The sequence below is a fragment of the Sphingomonas sp. PEI4 genome (assembly GCF_056679955.1).
This window is the reverse complement of the sequence record NZ_CM155258.1, coordinates 1,782,527-1,802,184: the sequence shown is the minus strand read 5'-3', so window position 1 is coordinate 1,802,184 and position 19,658 is coordinate 1,782,527. Positions and strand designations below refer to the sequence as shown.

The 19,658-nt window shown below is 65.5% G+C and carries 15 protein-coding genes; 6 read left to right on the top strand and 9 right to left on the bottom strand.

The annotated features are described in order from the left end of the window. The first annotated feature begins 32 nt into the window (after positions 1-32). Positions 33-1,064 carry an alanine racemase gene (alr, locus tag AC1MLZ_RS08235; RefSeq protein WP_480961500.1) on the top strand — a complete coding sequence of 344 codons (1,032 nt, stop codon included), beginning with the start codon at positions 33-35 and terminating at the stop codon, positions 1,062-1,064. Here the strand turns inward: alr and AC1MLZ_RS08230 are convergent, their stop codons facing one another. The 4 genes from AC1MLZ_RS08230 to AC1MLZ_RS08215 all read right to left on the bottom strand — a co-directional run bounded on the left by AC1MLZ_RS08230 (position 1,065) and on the right by AC1MLZ_RS08215 (position 7,686). After that, complete coding sequence (locus AC1MLZ_RS08230) at positions 1,065-2,051, bottom strand: 2OG-Fe(II) oxygenase (protein WP_480961213.1); 987 nt, start codon at positions 2,049-2,051, stop codon at positions 1,065-1,067. It abuts the gene before it with no gap. Between the two features lie 90 nt (positions 2,052-2,141). Then, positions 2,142-5,315 (bottom strand): TonB-dependent receptor domain-containing protein, encoded by a 3,174-nt coding sequence (locus AC1MLZ_RS08225; protein ID WP_480961212.1) that lies wholly within the window; start codon positions 5,313-5,315, stop codon positions 2,142-2,144. Between the two features lie 147 nt (positions 5,316-5,462). Then, entirely contained in the window at positions 5,463-6,650 is a 1,188-nt protein-coding gene (locus AC1MLZ_RS08220; RefSeq protein ID WP_480961211.1) for an acetyl-CoA C-acetyltransferase, read from the bottom strand. A gap of 34 nt (positions 6,651-6,684) precedes the next feature. Continuing rightward, a complete protein-coding gene (locus AC1MLZ_RS08215) occupies positions 6,685-7,686 on the bottom strand; it encodes an alpha/beta fold hydrolase (protein ID WP_480961210.1) in 1,002 nt (333 codons plus the stop codon). 95 nt (positions 7,687-7,781) lie between these two features. Here AC1MLZ_RS08215 and phaR point away from each other — a divergent pair, with 95 nt between their 5' ends. After that, positions 7,782-8,324 (top strand): polyhydroxyalkanoate synthesis repressor PhaR, encoded by a 543-nt coding sequence (gene phaR, locus AC1MLZ_RS08210; protein WP_480961209.1) that lies wholly within the window; start codon positions 7,782-7,784, stop codon positions 8,322-8,324. A 12-nt stretch (positions 8,325-8,336) separates the two neighbouring features. Further along, positions 8,337-8,525 carry a hypothetical protein gene (locus AC1MLZ_RS08205; RefSeq protein WP_480961208.1) on the top strand — a complete coding sequence of 63 codons (189 nt, stop codon included), beginning with the start codon at positions 8,337-8,339 and terminating at the stop codon, positions 8,523-8,525. 15 nt (positions 8,526-8,540) lie between these two features. On the opposite strand, the gene AC1MLZ_RS08200 is transcribed toward AC1MLZ_RS08205, so the two are convergent. The 3 genes from AC1MLZ_RS08200 to AC1MLZ_RS08190 form a co-directional block, all read right to left on the bottom strand. Continuing rightward, positions 8,541-9,998 (bottom strand): hypothetical protein, encoded by a 1,458-nt coding sequence (locus tag AC1MLZ_RS08200; RefSeq protein ID WP_480961207.1) that lies wholly within the window; start codon positions 9,996-9,998, stop codon positions 8,541-8,543. A gap of 8 nt (positions 9,999-10,006) precedes the next feature. Continuing rightward, positions 10,007-11,227: a hypothetical protein gene (locus AC1MLZ_RS08195; protein WP_480961206.1), complete on the bottom strand. Its 1,221-nt coding sequence runs from the start codon at positions 11,225-11,227 to the stop codon at positions 10,007-10,009. Between the two features lie 478 nt (positions 11,228-11,705). Then, positions 11,706-13,256: a TadA family conjugal transfer-associated ATPase gene (locus AC1MLZ_RS08190; RefSeq protein WP_480961205.1), complete on the bottom strand. Its 1,551-nt coding sequence runs from the start codon at positions 13,254-13,256 to the stop codon at positions 11,706-11,708. Positions 13,257-13,391: 135 nt separating this feature from the next. Between AC1MLZ_RS08190 and AC1MLZ_RS08185 the strand changes: the two genes are divergently transcribed. Continuing rightward, positions 13,392-14,894: a S1C family serine protease gene (locus AC1MLZ_RS08185; protein WP_480961204.1), complete on the top strand. Its 1,503-nt coding sequence runs from the start codon at positions 13,392-13,394 to the stop codon at positions 14,892-14,894. Between the two features lie 101 nt (positions 14,895-14,995). Further along, positions 14,996-16,558 (top strand): hypothetical protein, encoded by a 1,563-nt coding sequence (locus AC1MLZ_RS08180; RefSeq protein ID WP_480961203.1) that lies wholly within the window; start codon positions 14,996-14,998, stop codon positions 16,556-16,558. A 3-nt stretch (positions 16,559-16,561) separates the two neighbouring features. On the opposite strand, the gene ada is transcribed toward AC1MLZ_RS08180, so the two are convergent. Next, positions 16,562-17,590, bottom strand: coding sequence for a bifunctional DNA-binding transcriptional regulator/O6-methylguanine-DNA methyltransferase Ada (gene ada, locus AC1MLZ_RS08175; RefSeq protein ID WP_480961202.1), 1,029 nt, complete (start codon positions 17,588-17,590; stop codon positions 16,562-16,564). Between the two features lie 113 nt (positions 17,591-17,703). Here ada and AC1MLZ_RS08170 point away from each other — a divergent pair, with 113 nt between their 5' ends. Then, positions 17,704-18,549, top strand: a complete 846-nt coding sequence (locus tag AC1MLZ_RS08170) for an oxidoreductase (RefSeq protein ID WP_480961201.1) — start codon at positions 17,704-17,706, stop codon at positions 18,547-18,549. 260 nt (positions 18,550-18,809) lie between these two features. Here the strand turns inward: AC1MLZ_RS08170 and AC1MLZ_RS08165 are convergent, their stop codons facing one another. Next, the gene (locus AC1MLZ_RS08165) at positions 18,810-19,487 is read right to left on the bottom strand and encodes a dienelactone hydrolase family protein (protein WP_480961200.1); all 678 of its coding nucleotides are present in this window, start codon (positions 19,485-19,487) and stop codon (positions 18,810-18,812) included. Positions 19,488-19,658 lie beyond the last annotated feature (171 nt).

Genomic DNA, 19,658 nt, shown 5'->3' with positions numbered 1-19,658 from the left:
CCGGGCACACTATCCCGCGCCGGGTGATCGACATTCCCGCTCCCCTCCGCCTGCGCCTCGACGGCGACGCCCTCGTCCAGAACTGGCGCACGCTCGACCGCATGAGCGGCACCGCGGCATGCGGCGCCGCGGTCAAGGCGAACGGCTATGGGCTGGGCGCGGTAGAGGTCACGCGCCGTTTAGCAGGGGTTGGCTGCCGCGATTTCTTCGTATCGAACTGGCAGGAAGCCGCCGAACTTGCGCCGCTGGGCCTTACCGTGTCCGTCCTCCACGGCGTCCGCGAAGAGGACATGCCCGCCGCAGCCGCCGGCTTCGCCCGCCCGGTCCTCAACACTCCCCGCCAAGTCGCGCGCTGGAAAGCCGCAGGCGGCGGTGCGTGCGACGTCATGGTCGACACCGGCATGAACCGCCTCGGCATCTCGGCGGACGACATTGCGGGCGGCTTGCTCGAGGGTCTCCAGATCGAAACGCTGATGAGCCATCTGGCATGCGCCGACGAGGACGTGCCGATGAACGCGGTCCAGCGCGACCGGTTCGCCGCGCTGGCAGGCAGGACTGCGGCAAAGCGCATGAGTCTCGCCAACTCCGCCGGCATCGCGCTCGACGGCTATGCGTTCGACCTGACCCGTCCGGGGCTGGCGTTGTATGGCGGCGTCCCCCGGCACGATCTTACCGAAGCAATTCGACCGGTCGTGTTGATCGAAGCTCAAATCCTGCAACGTCGTCGCGTCTCCATAGGGGAAACAGTAGGGTACAATGCGACGTGGACCGCGACCACCGACACCCAAGTCGCGATCGTCAACCTGGGCTATGCTGACGGCTATTTTCGCGGGTTTTCGGATCGTGGGACGGCATCTGCCGACACGACCGAACTCACGGTCATCGGTCGAGTCTCGATGGACCTGGTAGCGGTGCGGGTCGAGGACGGCGCAGACGTTCGCGAGGGCGACTGGGTCGCGTTCGATCGCGATTTGCCGAAGGCCGCCGCGCGCTCGGGCATGTCGCAGTACGAACTGCTTACCGCGCTCGGTCGACGGCTCGATCGGCTATGGTCGGACGCTTGATCAAGCCGGTGTTTCCGGTCCAGCCCAGGCATCGAATGACCGTTTGCGGATCCACCGCGTCGCCAGCCATTTGACGCCCTGCACCACGGGAAGTCCGGCGTGCAACGATCGCGGGTCGGTCGTATCGTCCGCCAGCGTGTTGGTGAAGGACACCGCATCGCCGGCCTTCGGGCGGATCGTGACGCCGAGTTTCGGAAAGTGCGTTTCACCACCGGAGAAACCTTCGTTGAGGTAGATCAGCACGGTTTTCATGCGCTGGTTGCGCGCATGCCCGATCGAGTCGAAGTGGGGACGGAACTGTTGCCCGGGACGGTAGCGCAGGATCGTCAACGCCTCACCCTGGGCGATATCCGTCGCGGTGATCGTAGCGAGCCGCTGATTGATCGCGCGCACGACCAGACTCTCGCGCATCGGTCCGATCACCGCGCCATCGGACGTCCGGACCGGATGAGGGACGTTGCGTCCCGTACGCGGGTCGACGACGACCGCGGGCAAAAGCAGATCGTTCGCGGCGTTGGCGAGATGGGCGCATTCGTCGATCGTCAGAAGCGCGGGGTAATGACGGATATCAGGCTGGGCGGCGAGCATCACCGACGCCGGTTGGGACGCCGGGTGGCCATTGGCGGTCAAGGTCATCGCGTCGAGCAATGCCGAGTGCTGTGCGGCGACGGGATCGTTGCGCGCCGCGATCGCCAGGAGTTCTCTTGCCGTCTCCCACGACGGCGGCGCGCCCGACCCGTTCGCGATCAGCGCGATTTCCAGCAATGCCGCATCGACATGGCCGATTTCGACCGCGCGACGGAGGATGGCGCGCGCGGTCGTCAGGTTGCGGGGCAGCGGACCTCCGGTCAGGTTCCAACTGGCAAGTCGGAACAGCGCGTCGACATCACCCTGGTCTGCAGCGTGGGTTACGATCGACACCGCGCGCGGCGCCTGCTCGGCGGCAATCAACCGGTCGGCTTCGATCAAGAGCATTTCGCCATTCATGCAGCGATCCTATCGGAATAGATGCGTGCCATCCCAAAAAAAGGGGCCGGCGAAAACGCCGACCCCCGAGACGATCATCGTGAAGGACGATCAGAACTTCGCGGTGAAACCCGCATAGAAGCGACGACCGACCGGCTCGTAGATGCCGGTGCCGGCACCGATGCCCGTCGAGCTGAGCGGTGGACGCGTGTTGGTGACGTTGTCGACGCCGAAGTAGAAGTTCGAACCACCCTCGACGTTCAGGCCCAGGCGCAGATCGTGATAGGTGACCGACTTGTAATACAGGATGTCGGCATAGTCCGCGTTCTCAGCCGGGCGACCCTGCAGCGAATTGACGTCCTCATACGTGTTGAGGTTCATCCGCGACAGATACCGGAACTGATATCCGACGTAGATCGACCCTGCGCTGGCGTTCAAGTTGACGTTGAACGCATCCTTCGGCTGCCCGGCTTCACCAAGCAAACGATTTGCACGATTCGGATCGGTCGGGTTCAGGAACGAGTCGTTCTGAAGCGCATGCGTCCAGATGAAGTGCGCGGTCACCCTTTTGTTCTCGCCGAAACGACGTGTGTAGTTGATGTCGGTGTTAAGGCCACGAACCTTCAGCTTGGCGTAGTTCAGCGTCGTCTGCTGCAGGCTACCCTCGATGATCCGGTAAGCTTCTTCACCACCCGGGCCGGTTGCGCCCGCTGCGACGCGCTGGAAGAGGCCGCAGAACTGGTTGTCGAGGCTTGCTGCGTCGTAGCAGCCATTGGCGATCGCCTGCGCGCTTGGCGCCGTGATCACGTCGTTGACCTGGATGTTGTAGTAATCGACCGACAGCGTCAGCCCCGGTACGTAGCTCGGCTGGTACACGCCGCCGTAGGTGTACGAGTCGGACTTCTCGACTTGCAGGGTCGGGTTGCCGCCGCTCTGGATCTCCAACGACTGCTGATAGATGTAGTCGTATGCTGCAGCGCCCGTGGTGGGGATCCCGGCAGCAGCACAATTTGCCGCGCGGGTCGACGAGCCGGTACCGATCTGACGTGCTGCGCAGGGATCGACGAACCCTGGTGCGAAGTTCTGACCCAGTGGCGAGTACAAATCCTGAAGGTTGGGTGCACGCACGGCACGTGCATATTGTGCACGGAAGCGAAGGTCGGCAACCGGCGAGTAGTCGATACCGGCATTGTACGTGTAGTTCGTGCCGGCTGCGCCCTTATAGTCGGAAACGCGACCTGCACCGCTGAGCGTCAGTTCCTTGATCAGCGTGATGTCGCTGAGCAACGGCACGCGAAGCTCGCCATAGGCTTCCTTCACGGTGAACGACGTCGGGTTGAAGTTCGCGATCGCGTTATAGAAGGTGTAGCCCGATGCTACGAGCGGATCGGCCTCGAAGGACGCGGTGTCACGACGATACTCGCCGCCAACCGAGAACTGCACAGGGCCGCCCGGCAGAGTCAGGAACTGGCTGGTGTCGCCGGACATGAAGCCGATAAGATCGAGCTGCGTGATCTTGCCGACCGATACCGTATCCTGAAGGACGTAGTTCTTGGCAGCCTGCGAGATGTTGCCCTGGCCGAACGGATTGACCGGCTGGCAAGCGGCGATGTCTGCTGCGAGGATAGCAGGATTGCCCCCGGCATCAGGACCACCCGTCAGGCCAAGATTGGCGCGGCTCGGGTCGAGCTGCGAACCGCAGACGATCTGGCCGGCGGGGTTGCGGACTGCATCCATGCCCAGCAGGAAGCGCTGGACGTTGAGGTTGCCGAGAACCTTGGTGCGCTCCTTGAACTCACCATAGTTGCCCGACAGCTCGTACTTCCAGTCATCATTAAACGTGCCGCGCACGCCACCGACGATTCGATAGGTCTCGCGCTTCGCTTCCTCAGTGCGTACGCCGAGGTCGAGCAGGTTGCGCCGAAGTGGGATACGCGTTGCGTCAGTCAGCGGCAAACCGGCTGCGGCATATTGCTGGGCAATGACGCCTCGTGCCTGATCGGTCAGATAGGGGTTGTCGTAGCGTGGACGCTCGTACAGCGCGTCAAGCGTCGATCCCTGGAAGAACGCTGGACCGCTGCTGCCCGAACCGACCGAGTTCGTCCGAACGTACTTGGCTTCGATGAACGGAACAAATGAATCCGAAACGTCGAAATGTGCGATAAGGTTTGCCGAGTAGCGATCGAGCTGCGGCAGGATCTGGACGAGCCGGCCTTCACGCAGCGTATCGCCGTTGCCGCCGATCAACGAACCATTCGGGGCCAGACCGGCGCGTGCACCGGTTTGCTGGATAAGCGTGCCATCGGGCTGGAAGAAATACGGGCAGTCGAATGCCGCATTGGTCGAATCGCGACCGCAGCGACCTGCGCCCGTGCCGCCACGACCGTTGAACAGGATGGTGCCCGAGTTCGAAATCGTGACCGGACGGATGTCGCGGTAGAAAACGCGATCGGGGATACCGTCGCTGCCGTTCGGCGTACCGGCAGGATCGGTGTCGACGACGACGAAGCCATTCGCCGTCCGCAGATCCTTGCGCTGCGACGCGTACAAGCTGTTCTGCCGGGCATATTCCAGATTGACCGCTACGTTGCCACGACCGTCGGCAAAGTTCTTACCGGCCAGGATGCTGCCGTAATAGGAGCCGGCGTCGCCCTTCTGGCTGATGCCGCCCTGGGCATGTGCGGCCAGACCTTCGTAGTTCTGCTTCAGCTTGAAGTTGACCACGCCTGCGATCGCGTCCGACCCGTAGATCGCCGAGCTGCCGCCGGTGATGACGTCGACGCTTTCGATGAGGTCGGTCGGGAAGGTGTTGACGTCAGGCGAGACGGCATTGTTCAGGATGTCTGCGCCGACGTGACGACGGCCGTTGACGAGCACCAGCGTACGCTGCGTACCCAAGCCGTAGAGATCGACCAGGCTCAGGCCGGAGGTGCCGAGAAAGCGAGTCGAATTCTGTTGGCTGAAGGTGTTGGCGAGTGCGGGCAGATTGTTCAGGACATCGCCGACCGAGATATTGCCGGTCTGCTGCAGTTCCACTGCGCTGATCGACGTGATCGGCGCGGTCGACTGGCCGTTCGGGTTCGAAATGCGCGAACCGGTAACCGTGATTTCCTGTGCGGACGTGTCCGCAGCGGGCGCAGCCTGAGCGAGATCACGCGAAGCAGCAGCATCGTCGGTCGATGTCTGCGCTGCAGGATCCTGTGCAGTCTGTGCAGTGGCATAGGAAGGTAGACCGGCCAGTGCGCTGACGAGCGCGGTGGCGCCCAGAAGGCGATGGATGTTCATCGTTGAAGTTGCCCTGTTTGTAACTTTGATGCCGAATACAAACGGGTATGGAGGGATTGTGCAAGTTTAGGTTCAGCTAAACCGACCTTAACGTGCTGTTTTGTTAGACAATGTGACATTACCGTCACATTGTCTAACACAGCGGTTTCACCGTTCTAGGCACATGGCGATGCCCATGCCGCCGCCGATGCAGAGCGTCGCCAATCCGCGCTTCGCATCGCGCTTCTGCATTTCGTAGATCAGCGTCGTCAGGACGCGTGCGCCGCTAGCGCCGATCGGGTGGCCGATCGCGATGGCGCCGCCGTTGACGTTGACCTTGCTCGCGTCCCAGCCAAGTTCCTTGCCGACTGATAGGGCTTGAGCGGCGAAGGCTTCGTTGGCTTCGATCAGGTCGAGGTCGGCGAGCGTCCAGCCGGCTTTCTCCAGCGCGCGCCTGGTGGCGGGGACGGGGCCGATGCCCATGATCGACGGGTCGACGCCCGCCGAGGCCCAGCTCTTGATCGTCGCGAGGATCGTCGAGCCGCGGCGTTCGGCTTCGTCGCGGCGCATCATGACGAGCGCGGCGGCGCCGTCGTTGAGGCCACTGGCGTTCGCGGCCGTCACCGTACCGTCCTTTTTGAACGCGGGCTTCACGCTGGAGACGCTCTCGATCGTCGCGCCGGCGCGGATATATTCGTCGTCGGCCACGACCGTGTCGCCCTTGCGGCCCTTGATGGTGACCGGTGCGATCTCGTCCTTGAAGCGTCCTGAGCCCCGCGCGGCCTCGGCCTTGTTCTGCGAGGCCACCGAGAAGGCGTCCTGTTCGCCGCGCGTGACCTGGTATTGCTCGGCGAGGTTCTCTGCCGTGATGCCCATATGATAGCCGTTGAAGACGTCGGTCAGGCCGTCGCTGACCATCGTGTCGACGAGGCTGAGATTGCCCATCTTCTGGCCGCCGCGAATCGATTGTGCATGCGCCGACAGCGACATTGACTCCTGGCCGCCCGCGACGACGATGGTCGCGTCGCCGGTCTGGATCGCTTGGCACCCGAGTGCGACTGCGCGCAGGCCCGAGCCGCAGACTTGGTTGACGCCCCAGGCGGGGATTTCCTTCGGGACGCCAGCAGCCATCGAGGCCTGGCGGGCGGGGTTCTGGCCCTGCGCGGCGGTGAGGACCTGGCCGAGGATGACTTCGGAGACGTCTTCGCCCGCGACGCCAGCCTGTTCGAGCGCGGCTTCGATCGCGATGCGGCCGAGTTCATGCGCCGGGGTGGCGGCGAATGCGCCGAGGAAGCTGCCGACGGGGGTGCGCTTGGCGGCGGTGATGACGACGTCGTTGGGGTTCAGGTCGGTCATGTCGGGATCCTCTTCTGTTTGGACCCCATGTAGGTCAGCCGAGTGCGGCGATCCAGTTGGCAAGCGGTTCCCAGAGGCGCGCGCGGGCGGAACGCCCGATGACCATGCCGACATGGCCTGCGCCGAGATCGCGGCGGTCGGCGAGCCCGATCGCGGTAGCGGCAGGGACGATGCGGTCGCTCAGCGATACGAACTCTACGGTGGGGCAGGCGAGCGCGAGCGGATCGACCGGGGTGCCGGCGATCGTCCACTGGCCTTTGCCGGGGAGGTCGTTGGCAATGCAGTCCTCGAACAGCGACGCGGCGGCGGCGTAGGGCAGGGGGGCGCCGGCGTTTGCCCAATCCTCGAGCCGGACGAACGCGCGCGCCCCATCGCTGTCGGGGGCGAGGTCGGCAAACGCTTCATATTTGGCGATCGTACGCGCAGGGTCGAGTTGCCAGAAGCCGGCCTGGAGCACTTCCATCGGCAGCAGGCCGAGCATCGCTGCCGCGGGTTTCACGGCACCCCATGTTGCGGCGAGCGCGGGGCGGCCTTCGCCATAACCCGCGAACTGCCACGGTGCAGCGATTGTCGCGACTCCGGCTATAGGCGTGATCGCAGCGGCGCCGAGTGCGAGCGTGCCGCCGAGGCAGTAGCCGACCAGCACCGGCGGCTCGGGCAGCGCCTCGAGTAGCGGCACGAGCAACCGCTCGACATGCGCCGCCAGATCCAGGTCGCGGTCCTCGCTGCCGGGCGATCCCCAGTCGACCAACCATGCATGAAACCCCTGCGCGGCGGTCCATTGCACCAGCGAAGACGCGGGCGAATGATCGAGGATGTCGGGCGGATTTATCAGCGACGGGACGAACACGACGGGACGGCCCTCGCCCCCGTAATCGCGCAACGAGACCCGGCCCGCACGGTGGGTCGCTGGTTTCGGATCGGGGCGTTTCTCTCGCGGTGCCTCCTGATACGCACGCAATCCCGCTAGCGCGCGGGCTGTCCGTTCAGGAAATGCTGCGGTCTCGCCGCGCAGCACGTTGAGGAACAGGGGCAAGGGCCGGGGACCATGCTGCGCCCCCCGGCTCAGGCCGTGTTGCGGTGCGTCATCAAAGACTGTAGCCTCTGTTTCAAACATAAGACGGGGGATCCATGAAGAAGCAACCGGCTGCCGACGGAATCGTCATCATCAAGAAATACGCCAATCGGCGGCTCTATAACACCGAGTCGTCATCCTACATCACGCTGGATCATCTCGCGACGATGACCCGCGAGGGCCGCGACTTCAAGGTGGTCGATGCGAAGACCGACGAGGACATCACACACAACGTCCTCACGCAGATCATCATGGAGGAGGAGAGCCGCGGCGAGACGATGATGCCGGTGAACTTCCTGCGCCAGCTGATCTCGATGTACGGCGATTCGATGCAGACGATGGTGCCGGGGTATCTCGAAGCCTCGATGGACAGCTTCCGCCGCAATCACGATCAGTTCAAGTCCGCGGTCGAGGGGGCGTTCGCCAATTCGCCGTTCGCCGATATCGCAAAGCGCAATCTGGCGATGTTCGATGTTGCAGCGCAGGCGATGACGCCGGCCACGCCCGCGCCCGCCCCCGCCGCCAGCAAGGACGACGAGATCGCGGCGCTGCGCAGCGAACTCGCGCAGTTGCAGGAAAAGGTCGAGAAGCTTGGCTGAGCGATTGGACTGATGGTGGCGCCGGTGTTGTGGAGTGCGAGCGGCGGACTGGTCGCACTGGCAGTCATCGCCGGGTTCGGTGAGCGGCGCAGGCGACGACGGCGCGATCCGGACTCGGTGGGATGGGTCGACCGGCCGACCGTCCAGATGCTGGCGTTGATCGGACTTGCGGTGACGGCTGGGCTGGCGTTCAAGACCTGAGGTAACGGGGCCTCGTCAGCGGGGGGCGTCGGTACGCAGGCGATAGACGCTCTGGGGCAACTCGCCGATCCTGACCGAGCCGACCAGCCGATACCGCGCGGCGATCGCACGCAGTACCAACGCCTGTGTCGCGAGGTTCGTACTTGGCTTGGGCGCACGCAGGACGATCACGCCGGGACGTGCCGCGAGTAGCCGCGCGACCTCCACGACCGGATCGGTCCCCGTGCCGTGCAATTCGGTCGTCTGGCCGAGATGGCTACGGAAGATATAGGGTGTCGGCAGGCAGGATCGGGTGAGGAAGTAGAGGATCGGCTCGCTGCCATAGGCGAACATGCAGCCGCGGGGGTGCTGGCCGATCATCTGGACGAGTTGCGCGATCTGGTGGGCATTGCCGCGCCGTCCGACGCGGACACTCGTCAGAATGGTCGCTGCAAGCGCGCCGAAGACCAGCACGGCGAGCAGTCGAATTACCGTGGTTCGGCTGGTCGTGCCCACCCGTCCCGTGCCACTCAGTCCCGTGCCGGCGGCGACCGATAGCGGTAGCGCGAGGGGCAGCATGTAGAGCAGTTCGAACGTGTGCATGATGAAGATCGCGATCACCGCAGCCGCGACCCAGCCGAGCGCGAAGCTTCCCGCCCGTCGCCCCCGCCACGCAAGCCAGGCGAGCGGCAAGCTCAGGCCAACGCCGCCCATCAGTTTCAAAAGGTTGGACCGCAGCGTGTCGTCGTCCTGCTGTCCGAAGATCGAAATGAAATTGGCGAAGACGAAGGCGTCGCCGTGGCCAGCCGCGGCATAGACGGCCCAGGCGAGCGCGGTCGGGAGCAACGCTGCACCGATCCACAGGCCGGCGTCGGCCATCAGGCGGCCGATCGACCGGCCATCATGATGCGCGGCCCACAAAAGCGTCAGGCCGAAGAACATTCCCTCAAACATGGCGGTGTACTTGATCTGCATCGCCGTGCCGATCAGCAGCATCGCACCGGCGCCGCGCAGGCTGATGTGGCGGTGGCCACGCGTCGTATCGAGCACGAGCAGCGCCGCGGTGGCCATTAAGGCGTTGCCCCATATCGCCGACTGCCCGCCCGCGCCGTCGAACACGATGATCCAGACGAGATAGATGAGTCCTGCACCCAGGCTGGCCCCGGTGACTGAGCCGTCAGGAGAGAGGCGGCGGACGATCCGGGTGACCAGGAACGCCGTGGCCGCCGCGACGAGCGTCGCGGCAAGCTGATACATCAGCACGCCGTCCCCACCGACCGCGCGGATTGCCGCGAAGACGAGGAACAGTCCAACGGGCTTGCGATCGAAGATATCGACATAAGGCCATGCCCCGTCGAGGACCCGGTCGCCGACCAGCAGATAGAATTGCTCGTCGCTATGGATCACCGGATTGCCGAAGAACGGGCTGCGGAGTGCGAAGGCAACGAGAAGCAGGATGATGACCTGCCCCGATCGGTGACGCAGGCTAAACATGGATCGTCCTAATAAAAATGCGTCAGTTCGAGCTTGCGTGTCGTGCCGTCGCAGAGACCGAGCGCGACGATGCGGCCGGGGGCTCCAGCCGACCATGATGCGACCGGACTCGTCGCATAATCGGGAGGTATGGGTGTGCCGTCGATCGTACAGATCGTGTCGCCGTCCTTCCAGCCGGACGCGGCGGCGGGGCCGCCGCGCATGACGTGGAGAACCTTCAGCTGCGTCTTCTCGACGCCGACGAGCAAGCCGCTGGTCGAGCGGAGCGGCGGCGTATGGGCCTTGGGTCCGGGCTTGAGGACCATGCGGCGGGCGCCGGGATCGAGCAGGACGCGGTAATTCTGGAGAAAGCCGGAGCCGATCCGACCCGCGGTGCCGATCGATTGCGAAAAGCCGCCTGCCGGTTCGATGCGGACTTCGACGGCGTGCGCTGTCAATTCGCCGACGTGGAGATCGGGGGCGATCGCGAGACCGCTGACGGCGGGGCCTGCGAGCCCGAACGAGATCGCCGTCGTCGACCGCACGGTCAGCGCCGCCGCCTTCCAGCCGTCCTTGGTCACCGTGATCGAAGACCCGTCGCCGGTATCGACGATCATCGGCGCCAGCCGGCGGTTGCCGAGCATGGCCGCGCTTTCGTAGACGCTGCGCTCGGTGGACAGGCGCAAGGGGGCGGTCTCGCCCTTGAACGGGAGGCGTCCCGACGGGAGCAGGCGGAAACGGTGCGCGGCGTAATCGATGTCGAGCGCGTGCCCGGCGAGCAGGTCCGCGCCGACCAACAGGTCTACCGCGGCGACGCTGCCGGTGGCGATCGCGGGCAGGTCGGTAACGGTGACGCCGCCGCCGGTTCGGGCGAGGCCGCCGATCGCGAGCGTGCGCGTCGGCATCCACCCCAGTTCGACCGAGCCGCCGATCGCACGCGCGCTGCCGCCTGCGACGACCTTGGCGGTGTCGACTGCCGGGGAAGCCTTGGCGAGCAGGGTGTAGCTGACGCCGGTATCCAAAATGGCGGTGACGTTGCGCCCTTCGAGCTGCATCGTGAAGCGGATCTGGTTGCCGGGAGTGAGATCGAAGGGGACCCAGCGGCCTTCGGCATCGTCGGCAAGATGGTAGACGCCGCGGTCGCGGGCGGCGGGGGAGACGTTGGCTGCGGGCGCGGTTTTCGCGGGTTCGCGTGCGGAGACGATGAGGACCGCCAGCAGCGGGACGAGGGCAAAGAGGGCGCGGCGCATGTGGGGTGATCCCTAGCGTGTCGGTGGTTCCGTACAAGCGGGGGCTTGGCGATCGAGTTCGCTGTTCAGGCGGAACGCCGTTCGATCCTCCCCTGCAAAAGGGGGGGCGCAGCCTGACGGAGGGGGAGGTCGGCGACCACCTCTGTTCGGTGTCCGCTCCCTCCGTCGCCTCCAGCGCCCCCTTTGGCGGGGAGAATTGATGAAATCCGCGCTTGCGAGTGCCTAGCCGCCGCTCGAACCACCGCGGTTCTCCCGCGAAGGCGGGAGCCCAGGGTTACGGGGCGGTGTCGTTTGCGGCTCCTGGGCCCCCGCGTTCGCGGGGGAACTAGAAGTGCTGCAACGACCGGAAGTCCACCACCCCGGCGAAGGCCGGGCCCCGTCGGGGAACGGTGATGGCTGCGGACAGCGCTTCGTTATTGCCACCTTTCCAACCGGGCCCCGGCCTTCGCCGGGGTGGCGGTAAAAGGTGGAGGAGGCCTTACAGGCACGCCTCCAGATACGCTTGGTCGAACCCGAACTGCTTCGCCTTCTCCAACGTGTACGGCCTGAGCCCCATCGAGCGGTATTCGCCGAGAATCTTTCCATCCGCCGACTCATCGAGATACTCGAACTTGAACAACTCCTGCGTGACGATCACCGGGCCTTCCATCCCGATCACCTCGGTAATGTTGGTGACGCGGCGCGAGCCGTCGCGCAGGCGCTTCACCTGGATGATCAGCTCGACCGAGTCCGCGATCTGCCGAGAGATGGCTTCCTTGGGCACCTTGATGTCGGACATCATCACCATGTTCTCCATACGCGCCAAGGCCTCGCGCGGGGAGTTGGCGTGGAGCGTGCACATCGAGCCGTCGTGACCGGTGTTCATGGCCGCGAGCATGTCAAAACACTCGGAGCCACGGATTTCGCCGAGAATGATCCGGTCGGGACGCATACGCAGCGCGTTCTTGACGAGATCGCGGATGCTGATCTCGCCTTGGCCTTCGAGGTTGGCGGGGCGGGTTTCTAGCGGCAGCCAGTGCGGCTGTTGCAGGCGAAGTTCGGCGGCGTCCTCGATCGTCAGCACGCGCTCGCCGGGGTCGATCATCTTCGATAGCGCGTTGAGCATCGTGGTCTTGCCCGAGCCGGTACCCCCGGAGATCACGACGTTGAACCGCGAGGCACCCGCGATCTTCAGTGCGGTCGCCATCTTGGGCGACATCGAGCCGAAGCCTGCCATCATGTCGAGCGTGATCGGTTTCGCCGAGAATTTACGAATCGAGATCGCGGTACCGCGCAGGCTCAGCGGTGGCACGATCACGTTGACGCGGGAGCCATCTTTCAGACGCGCATCGGCAAGCGGGGAGGTCTGGTCGACGCGGCGGCCGACCGAGTTCACGATCCGCTGCGCGATCTGGAACAGATGCTCCTCGTCGCGGAACTGGATCGGTGCGAGTTCGAGCTTGCCCTTGCGCTCGACATAGGTCTGGTCGGGGCCGTTCACCATGATGTCGGTGATGTTCGGATCGGCCAGCAGTTCTTCCAGCGGCCCGAGCCCGAGCAACTCGTCGACCAGCACCTTTTCCAGCGCGAACTGTTCGCGGCGGTTGAGCGTCAGCTTCAGTTCGGCGAGCACTTCGCCGATGATCGGGCGGAATTCCTCGGCGAGCTCGTCCTTGTTCAGCGTCGCTGCAGCCTCCGGATCGACGCGTTCGAGCAGGCGCGGGAGAACCTGTTCCTTGATCTTGTGGATCGACTGTTCGAAGCCCTCGACGCGGCTGTTGCCGGCCTCGCCACTGGCGTTCTGGCGGTCGGAGAGGCGCTGCATCGCGTCCATCTGCGCACCGGGCATCGTGCCGGGGCCGAAGCCGTCGATCTCGCCGGGCATTGGCATCGAATCGATCGGGGGGAATTGCGAACCGCCTTCGGGCTCGGGGCGCGGCGCAGAACCGCCGCCTTGCATAGGACCCCCTTGCATAGGTCGTGCGACGCCGAATGCGGGCCGGGCTGCTTGCCCCCCGCTGATGCCATTACGACGCCCGAATGCGCTCATGCCCAAATCCCCGGATAATTGCCCAACGGGTTAGGCGCCAAGGCTTGATAATTCGCTAACCAAACCGGACCGGTATGCGGCGCGCCTTGAGCACCGAGGGTTGATCGCCGCCGCGAACTCCCCGAAGGCAGGCGCATGATCCGCCTGCTGCTTCTTCTCGCGCTCACCTTCGGGTTGGCCAGCTCGGCTTCGGCCGACGATATCGCCGCCACCGGGCGCGGCGTGGTGCGCGTCGTGACGATCGCGGTCGTCGACGACCAGGTGGTCGGCTTCGGCCACGGCAGCGGCTTTGCGATCGCGCCCAACCGGATCGTCACCAACGCGCACGTCGTCGATCTCGCCGAGCGCTATCCCGACAACATCGTCGTCGGCATCGTCCCGACCGAGGGCAGCAAATCGTATCAGGGCAAGGTGATCGCCTATGATTCGCAGCGCGACCTGGCGCTGATCGAGTTCACCGGCGCGCGCCTGCCGCCGAGTGCGCTGTATACCGGGCCGATGAGCGAGGGCGATGCGGTGGTGTCGCTGGGCTTCCCGGGGAATGTCGACTTGGCGACGGCGCGATCGGCGGCGGATTATATCCGGCCGATGACTCCGGTGCGGTCGGAGGGCGTGCTCTCGGGGCGGCGCGTGCTGAGCAATGTCGAGGTGCTTTTGCACACCGCCAGCATCGCGCGTGGTAATTCGGGTGGTCCCCTGCTCGATCGGTGCGGGCGGGTGATCGGGGTGAACTCGGCGATCACGCGCGGCGAGGAGGGCGATTCGACGTTCGGGTTCGCGATCGCGGATACCGAGCTCGCCGGTTTCCTGCATGATGCAAAACAGCCTTACGCGTCGATCGGGACGGGATGCACCTCGATCGAGGATCGCTTGCGGCAGGATGCGGACGCGGACGCACGCGCCACCGCCGATGCGGCGTCTGCCAAGCGTGACGCGGCAACGCAGGATGCGATGACCCGCGAGGTCGCGCTGGAGAAGGCGCGGACCGAGGCTGGGCGCGCGCGTGAGAACGTCATGGCGATTGCCGGGCTGCTGCTGGTCGCCGGAGCGCTGGTGATCGGGAGTGCGGGGCTGCTCGAATCGCGGGGGCAGCGGCGGCAGGCGGTGTGGGCGCTGGGTATCGGTGGCTTGAGCGTGCTGGTCGCGATAATCGTGTTCGTATTGCGGCCTTCGGGCGAGGTCGACGTGCCGCTGTCCGCGCTGCCGAAAGCCCGGGTATCCACGCCCGATGCGGCGCTCGGAAAACTGATGTGCACGCTGATCCCGGAGCGCAGCCGGATCACGATCTCGTCGAGCGAGGACGTGCCGATCGATTGGGGTGCGAAAGGCTGCATGAACGGCAAGACGCAATATGTCGGCGCGAATGGCCGATGGGATCGCGTACTGGTGCCGGACGCCGAGCAGACGGTATCCGTGCTGTCCTTCGATCCGGCTACGCGCGTCTATTCCAATACACGCTATCTGATGTCGGCGGCGGGAATGGACGCGGCGCGGACCGCTCGGGGTGTCGTGCCGAACGTGTGCAACATGGACGATGCGGCGTTGGCGCGCCTTGCGGGGCAACAGGCGGCGGTTCGTGCGGTGTTGCCGCCGCTGCCGAACGAGAAGCTGGTCTATTCCTGCAAGTCGGCAAAATGATCGATATCGGACAAAACGGATAGATTACCGCCCCGGAATCTGCTCGGTTGCGCCAGGGGCCGAAGCAACCGGTCGGCATGAAGCTTGGCAAAGGGGGCGGAATGACCAGTGCCGTGGGATGGGTTCGCGGTATGTCGGTAGTGGTCGCCGCGAGCGCTTCATCTGCATCGACCGCGTCGGAGGCGAAGTGGTTGCGGGCGATATCCGACCATTTCGTCGTCTATTCCAGCGTCGGCGAGAAGGAATTGCGCAAGACCGCGACGCAACTCGAGCAGTTCGACGGCGTGATGCGTATCCTGCACAACGTCAGCGTCCCGATCGCCGAAGCCGGCACCAACCGGGTGACCGTGTACGTCGTCGACGACGCCAGCGACGTCCGCAAGCTGATGGGCAGGGGCAGCGCCAACGTCGCGGGGTTCTACGTGCCGCGTGTGAACGGATCGATCGCCTTCACGCCGCGCTCCGGCGGCGGGGACGCCAATCTGCGGCCGCAGATCGTGCTGTTCCACGAATACGCGCATCATTTCCTGCTCGGTACGTTCGCCGCGGCCTACCCCGCCTGGTTCTCAGAGGGCTATGCCGAGTTCGTCTCGACCGCGCGGTTCGAAAAGGACGGCGTGATGGTCGGGGTCGCGGCCCAGCACCGGGCGTATAGTCTGTTGAGGACGCGCGGACTGTCGGCGGAACGCCTGTTCGATACCGGATCGCGCCGGTTGTCGGACGAGGAACGCGGCTCGCTGTATGCGCGCGGCTGGTTGCTGACGCATTATATCATGTTCGATCCGGCGCGTGGCGCGACGTTCGGGCGCTATCTCGATGCGTTGAACAAGGGCGTTCCCAGCGTCGCGGCGGCACGGGCAGCGTTCGGCGATCTGCGCGCGCTCGATCGGGCGCTCGACGCCTATCTCGCGCGGTCGACCATCCCCGGCATCAAGATCGCCTATTCGCGCCTGCCCGATACGAAGATCACGGTCGAGCCACTGAGCGCGGGTGCCGATGCGCTGATGAACCTTCGCATGGAGTCCGAACGCGGTGTGAATCGACAGGCAGCGCAGCCGATCTACACGCGCGCCAAGGCGATCGCCGCAGCCTATCCGAACGATGCCGTGGCGCAGGGCTGGTTCGCGGAGATGGCCTATGACGCGGTCCAGGACGACGATGCCGAGGCGGCTGCGGACCGCGCACTGGCGGCTGACCCGAAGATGGCGCAGGCGTTGCTGTACAAGGCGAGGATCCATTTGCGCCGCGCGAGCGCCGGCTCCGCCAAGGATCCTGAAGCGTGGAAGGAAGCGCGAAGCTGGATCGTCAAGGCCAACCGCCTCGCCCTCGACGATGCGGAGGCGTTGTCGTTGTATTACGACAGCTTCCGCACGCAGCGAGCGCCGCCGACCAAGGCGGCGATCACCGGCGTAAAGCGGGCGCTCGAACTGGTGCCGCAGGATCCGGGCCTGCGATTCCGGGTTGCGACGCAGGAGATACGCGACGGCGATGCGGACGATGCCAAACGGACCTTGCGTCCGCTCGCCTTCAATCCGCATCTGCCGGCGGACAATCCCGCGGCACGTCTGATCACGATCCTGGAATCGGGTAAGATCGGGCCCGAAGCGTTGCGCTCGCTCGGCCAGGCGCCGGGCGAGGCGGCGGATACGCCTCCGGCCGGTTGACGCTCAATCGCGTTCGCGGGTGAGCAGCGCGCGCTTGCGATCGAGGCCGTAGGCATAGCCGCCGAGCGCGCCGCCGATCCGTTGCGCGCGGTGGCAGGGGATGACGATAGAGACGGGGTTCTGTCCGCAGGCGGTGCCGGCGGCGCGGACTGCGGCGGGGCGGCCGGCGAGTGCGGCGAGTTCGCTGTAGGTTCGGGTTTCGCCGAGCGGGATTTGCCGCAATGCTTGCCAGATAGCTTCCTGAAAGGCGGTGCCGCGGACGTCCAGCGGGAGGTCTTGGTCGCGTTCGGGGGATTCGACGGCAGCGACGACTTGCGCTGCCAGCTCGGCGAGGGCTGCGTCGCCTGGTTCGATCGTGGCGTTGGGGAAGCGGCGGCGGAGTTCGTCGGCATCTTCGTCGAACGACACGCGACACAGGCCCTTGTCGGTCGCGGCGACGAACAGCGCGCCTAGGCTCGTGTCGGCGGTGGTCCAGCGGATCGTGACGCCTTCGCCGCCGCGCGCCCAGGCGCTGGGCGCCATGCCGAGCCGTTTCGCGTCGGCCTCGTAGAAGCGGCTCGGGGCGGAATAGCCGGCGCCGTAGATCGCTGCGGTCACGGTCGAATCCTCCGATAAGGCGTCGGCCGCGCGGCCGGTGCGCAGCGCGCGCGCATAGGCGGCGGGAGTGACGCCGGTGGCGCGCTTGAACAGGCGGTGGAAATGGTGCGGGGCGTAGCCGACCTTGGCGGCGACCGCGTCGAGCGAGAGGCGGTCATCGGTGGCTTCGAGCAGCGCGACGGCCGCCGCGACGGCGATGCGGTCGCGGCCGACTTCGTCCGGAGTGCAGCGCAGGCACGCGCGGAAGCCGGCGGCGCGGGCGCTCGGCGGGTCGGCATGGAAGGCGACGTTCTCGCGCTTGGGGTGGCGCGCGGGGCAGCTTGGCTTGCAGTAGATGCCGGTGGTCTTCACGCCGACGACGAACCGGCCGTCCCATGCCCGGTCGCGGGCTTCGAACGCGGTCCAGGCGGTGTCGTCGTCAGGGGCGGTGCTCATTGGATCGGTATAGCCGGTCGCGACGCGCGCGCATCCCGCGGCTTGCGATCAAAGCGGACCCGAATGGGCGGCCCGGCCGTTCTGCTGCGCATACCCATAAAGAAAGATGTCTCATGGCCTCCGACACGCCCGTCTGGTTCATTTCCGGCTGCTCGACCGGTTTTGGTCGCGAACTCGCCAAGCTCGTGCTCGCGCGCGGTTGGCGTGCAGTAGTTACCGCGCGGGATGCGGGTCGGGTGGCCGATCTCGCGGAGGGCGCCGAGGATCGTGCACTCGCGCTGTCGCTCGACGTGACCGATCAGGCGCAGATCGATGATGCCGTCGCGCAGGCTCAGGCGAAGTTCGGGCGGATCGACGTGCTCGTGAACAATGCGGGCTATGGCTATCAGGCGTCGGTCGAGGAGGGCGAGGAGTCCGAGATCCGCGCGCAGTTCGATGCGAACGTGTTCGGGTTGTTTGCGCTGACCCGCGCGGTGCTGCCGATCATGCGGGGGCAGAAGAGCGGGCATGTGATCAACATCACGTCGGTCGCCGGGTTGGTCGGGTTTCCGGGCTCGGGCTATTACGCCGCGTCGAAGCATGCCGTGGAGGGCTGGTCGGACTCGCTGCTCGCCGAGGTGAAGCCGCTCGGGATCGCCGTGACCTGCGTCGAGCCGGGGCCGTTCCGGACGGATTGGGCCGGGCGCTCGCTGAAGCAGACGCCGGTGAAGATCGCCGATTATGCGGAAACGGCGGGCAAGCGGCTCGACGGTACGCGGGATATCAGCGGGACCCAGGCGGGCGATCCGGTGCGGGCTGGCGAGGCGATGATCACGCTGACCGAGGATGCGAACCCGCCGCGGCATCTGGTGCTGGGGGCTTTCGGGTATGATGCGGTGACGGCGAAGCTGACGGAGCGGCTGAAGGAGATCGAGGCGCGCAAGGCGCAAAGCTTGGGGGCGGATTTTCCGCAAGGGTGATCTCGGCGGACCGACGGCGCCTTGTTTCCCCGCGAAGGCGGGGACCCAGACTGGGCTCCCGCCTTCGCGGGAGAACAAGGAAGCAGGGGCTGTCTTCACGTCAGTAGCGCCTACTGTCCCGTGAGACCTCTGCCACCACCACCACCACCCCGGCGAAGGCCGGGGCCCAATTGGGGGACGTCGCTACTGAGCGCATCCCTCAATTATTGCTACCTTTCCAATTGGGCCCCGGCCTTCGCCGGGGTGGTGTTGGTTGTGGCTCAACCGCCATTCGCGCGGAACAGATCCAGCGTGCGTTTTTTCGCGAGGTCCGCACTAGGCTCGTGATAATCCTTCCGGCGGTCCGAATTGAACCCGTGGCCCGCTTCGTAGACATACACCGTCGCGTTCGGCCAATCCTTCGCGATGACCTGCTCGACGCCTTCCATCGGGATGCCGTGGTCGTGGCGGCCGAAGTGCAGGATCACCGGCACCTTCGGCTCCTCGTCCGCAGCGGCGGGGATCATGCTGCCGTAATAGCCGCTCGCCGCCGCGACGCCGGTAAGCTTGGTCGAGGCGAACCACGCGACCGAACCGCCATAGCAATAGCCCACCACGAACACCGGCCCGGCAGGGGCGAGCGTGTCGATGCAGGTCTGGACGTCCTTCAGCGACAGTTCGAACGGGTGGAGTTGCCGCGCGAGTTCGACACCGCGCGCGAGGCCGTCGCCTGAATAGTCCGCCTCGAAGCCGGGGTGTTCGCGATCGAAAAGGGCAGGGGCGAGGACCTCATAACCGTCGGCGGCGTATTCGTCGCACAGGTCACGGATGTGGTCGGTGATCCCGAAGATCTCCTGCACCAACACGAGACCGCCCCGGCGATCACCGGTCGGTTGCGCGTGATAGACCGCGACGGTCACGCCGTCGGACATCGTCATCGTTTCCATCGTGCCGGTCATTCTCAGGTCCTCGTATGATATTATGCCCGCCCATTATCGTCATTCCCGCGGAGGCGGGAACCCATAGTGGCAGGCCGTGCGGCGAAAGCGTCGGGTCCGGAGGATATGGATCCCCGCCTGCGCGGTGATGACATAGGAAGGGTGGTCGCCCCGAGGCGAATGACAAAACAG

What these genes read in the sequence shown, in the direction of transcription:
- AC1MLZ_RS08230 (WP_480961213.1), bottom strand. Translation starts at nt 2,051, where the DNA reads ATGAATGGCGAAATGCTCTTGATCGAAGCCGACCGGTTGATTGCCGCC.
- AC1MLZ_RS08225 (WP_480961212.1), bottom strand. Translation starts at nt 5,315, where the DNA reads ATGAACATCCATCGCCTTCTGGGCGCCACCGCGCTCGTCAGCGCACTG.
- AC1MLZ_RS08220 (WP_480961211.1), bottom strand. Translation starts at nt 6,650, where the DNA reads ATGACCGACCTGAACCCCAACGACGTCGTCATCACCGCCGCCAAGCGC.
- phaR (WP_480961209.1), top strand. Translation starts at nt 7,782, where the DNA reads ATGAAGAAGCAACCGGCTGCCGACGGAATCGTCATCATCAAGAAATAC.
- AC1MLZ_RS08205 (WP_480961208.1), top strand. Translation starts at nt 8,337, where the DNA reads ATGGTGGCGCCGGTGTTGTGGAGTGCGAGCGGCGGACTGGTCGCACTG.
- AC1MLZ_RS08200 (WP_480961207.1), bottom strand. Translation starts at nt 9,998, where the DNA reads ATGTTTAGCCTGCGTCACCGATCGGGGCAGGTCATCATCCTGCTTCTC.
- AC1MLZ_RS08195 (WP_480961206.1), bottom strand. Translation starts at nt 11,227, where the DNA reads ATGCGCCGCGCCCTCTTTGCCCTCGTCCCGCTGCTGGCGGTCCTCATC.
- AC1MLZ_RS08190 (WP_480961205.1), bottom strand. Translation starts at nt 13,256, where the DNA reads ATGAGCGCATTCGGGCGTCGTAATGGCATCAGCGGGGGGCAAGCAGCC.
- AC1MLZ_RS08185 (WP_480961204.1), top strand. Translation starts at nt 13,392, where the DNA reads ATGATCCGCCTGCTGCTTCTTCTCGCGCTCACCTTCGGGTTGGCCAGC.
- AC1MLZ_RS08180 (WP_480961203.1), top strand. Translation starts at nt 14,996, where the DNA reads ATGACCAGTGCCGTGGGATGGGTTCGCGGTATGTCGGTAGTGGTCGCC.
- ada (WP_480961202.1), bottom strand. Translation starts at nt 17,590, where the DNA reads ATGAGCACCGCCCCTGACGACGACACCGCCTGGACCGCGTTCGAAGCC.
- AC1MLZ_RS08170 (WP_480961201.1), top strand. Translation starts at nt 17,704, where the DNA reads ATGGCCTCCGACACGCCCGTCTGGTTCATTTCCGGCTGCTCGACCGGT.
- AC1MLZ_RS08165 (WP_480961200.1), bottom strand. Translation starts at nt 19,487, where the DNA reads ATGACCGGCACGATGGAAACGATGACGATGTCCGACGGCGTGACCGTC.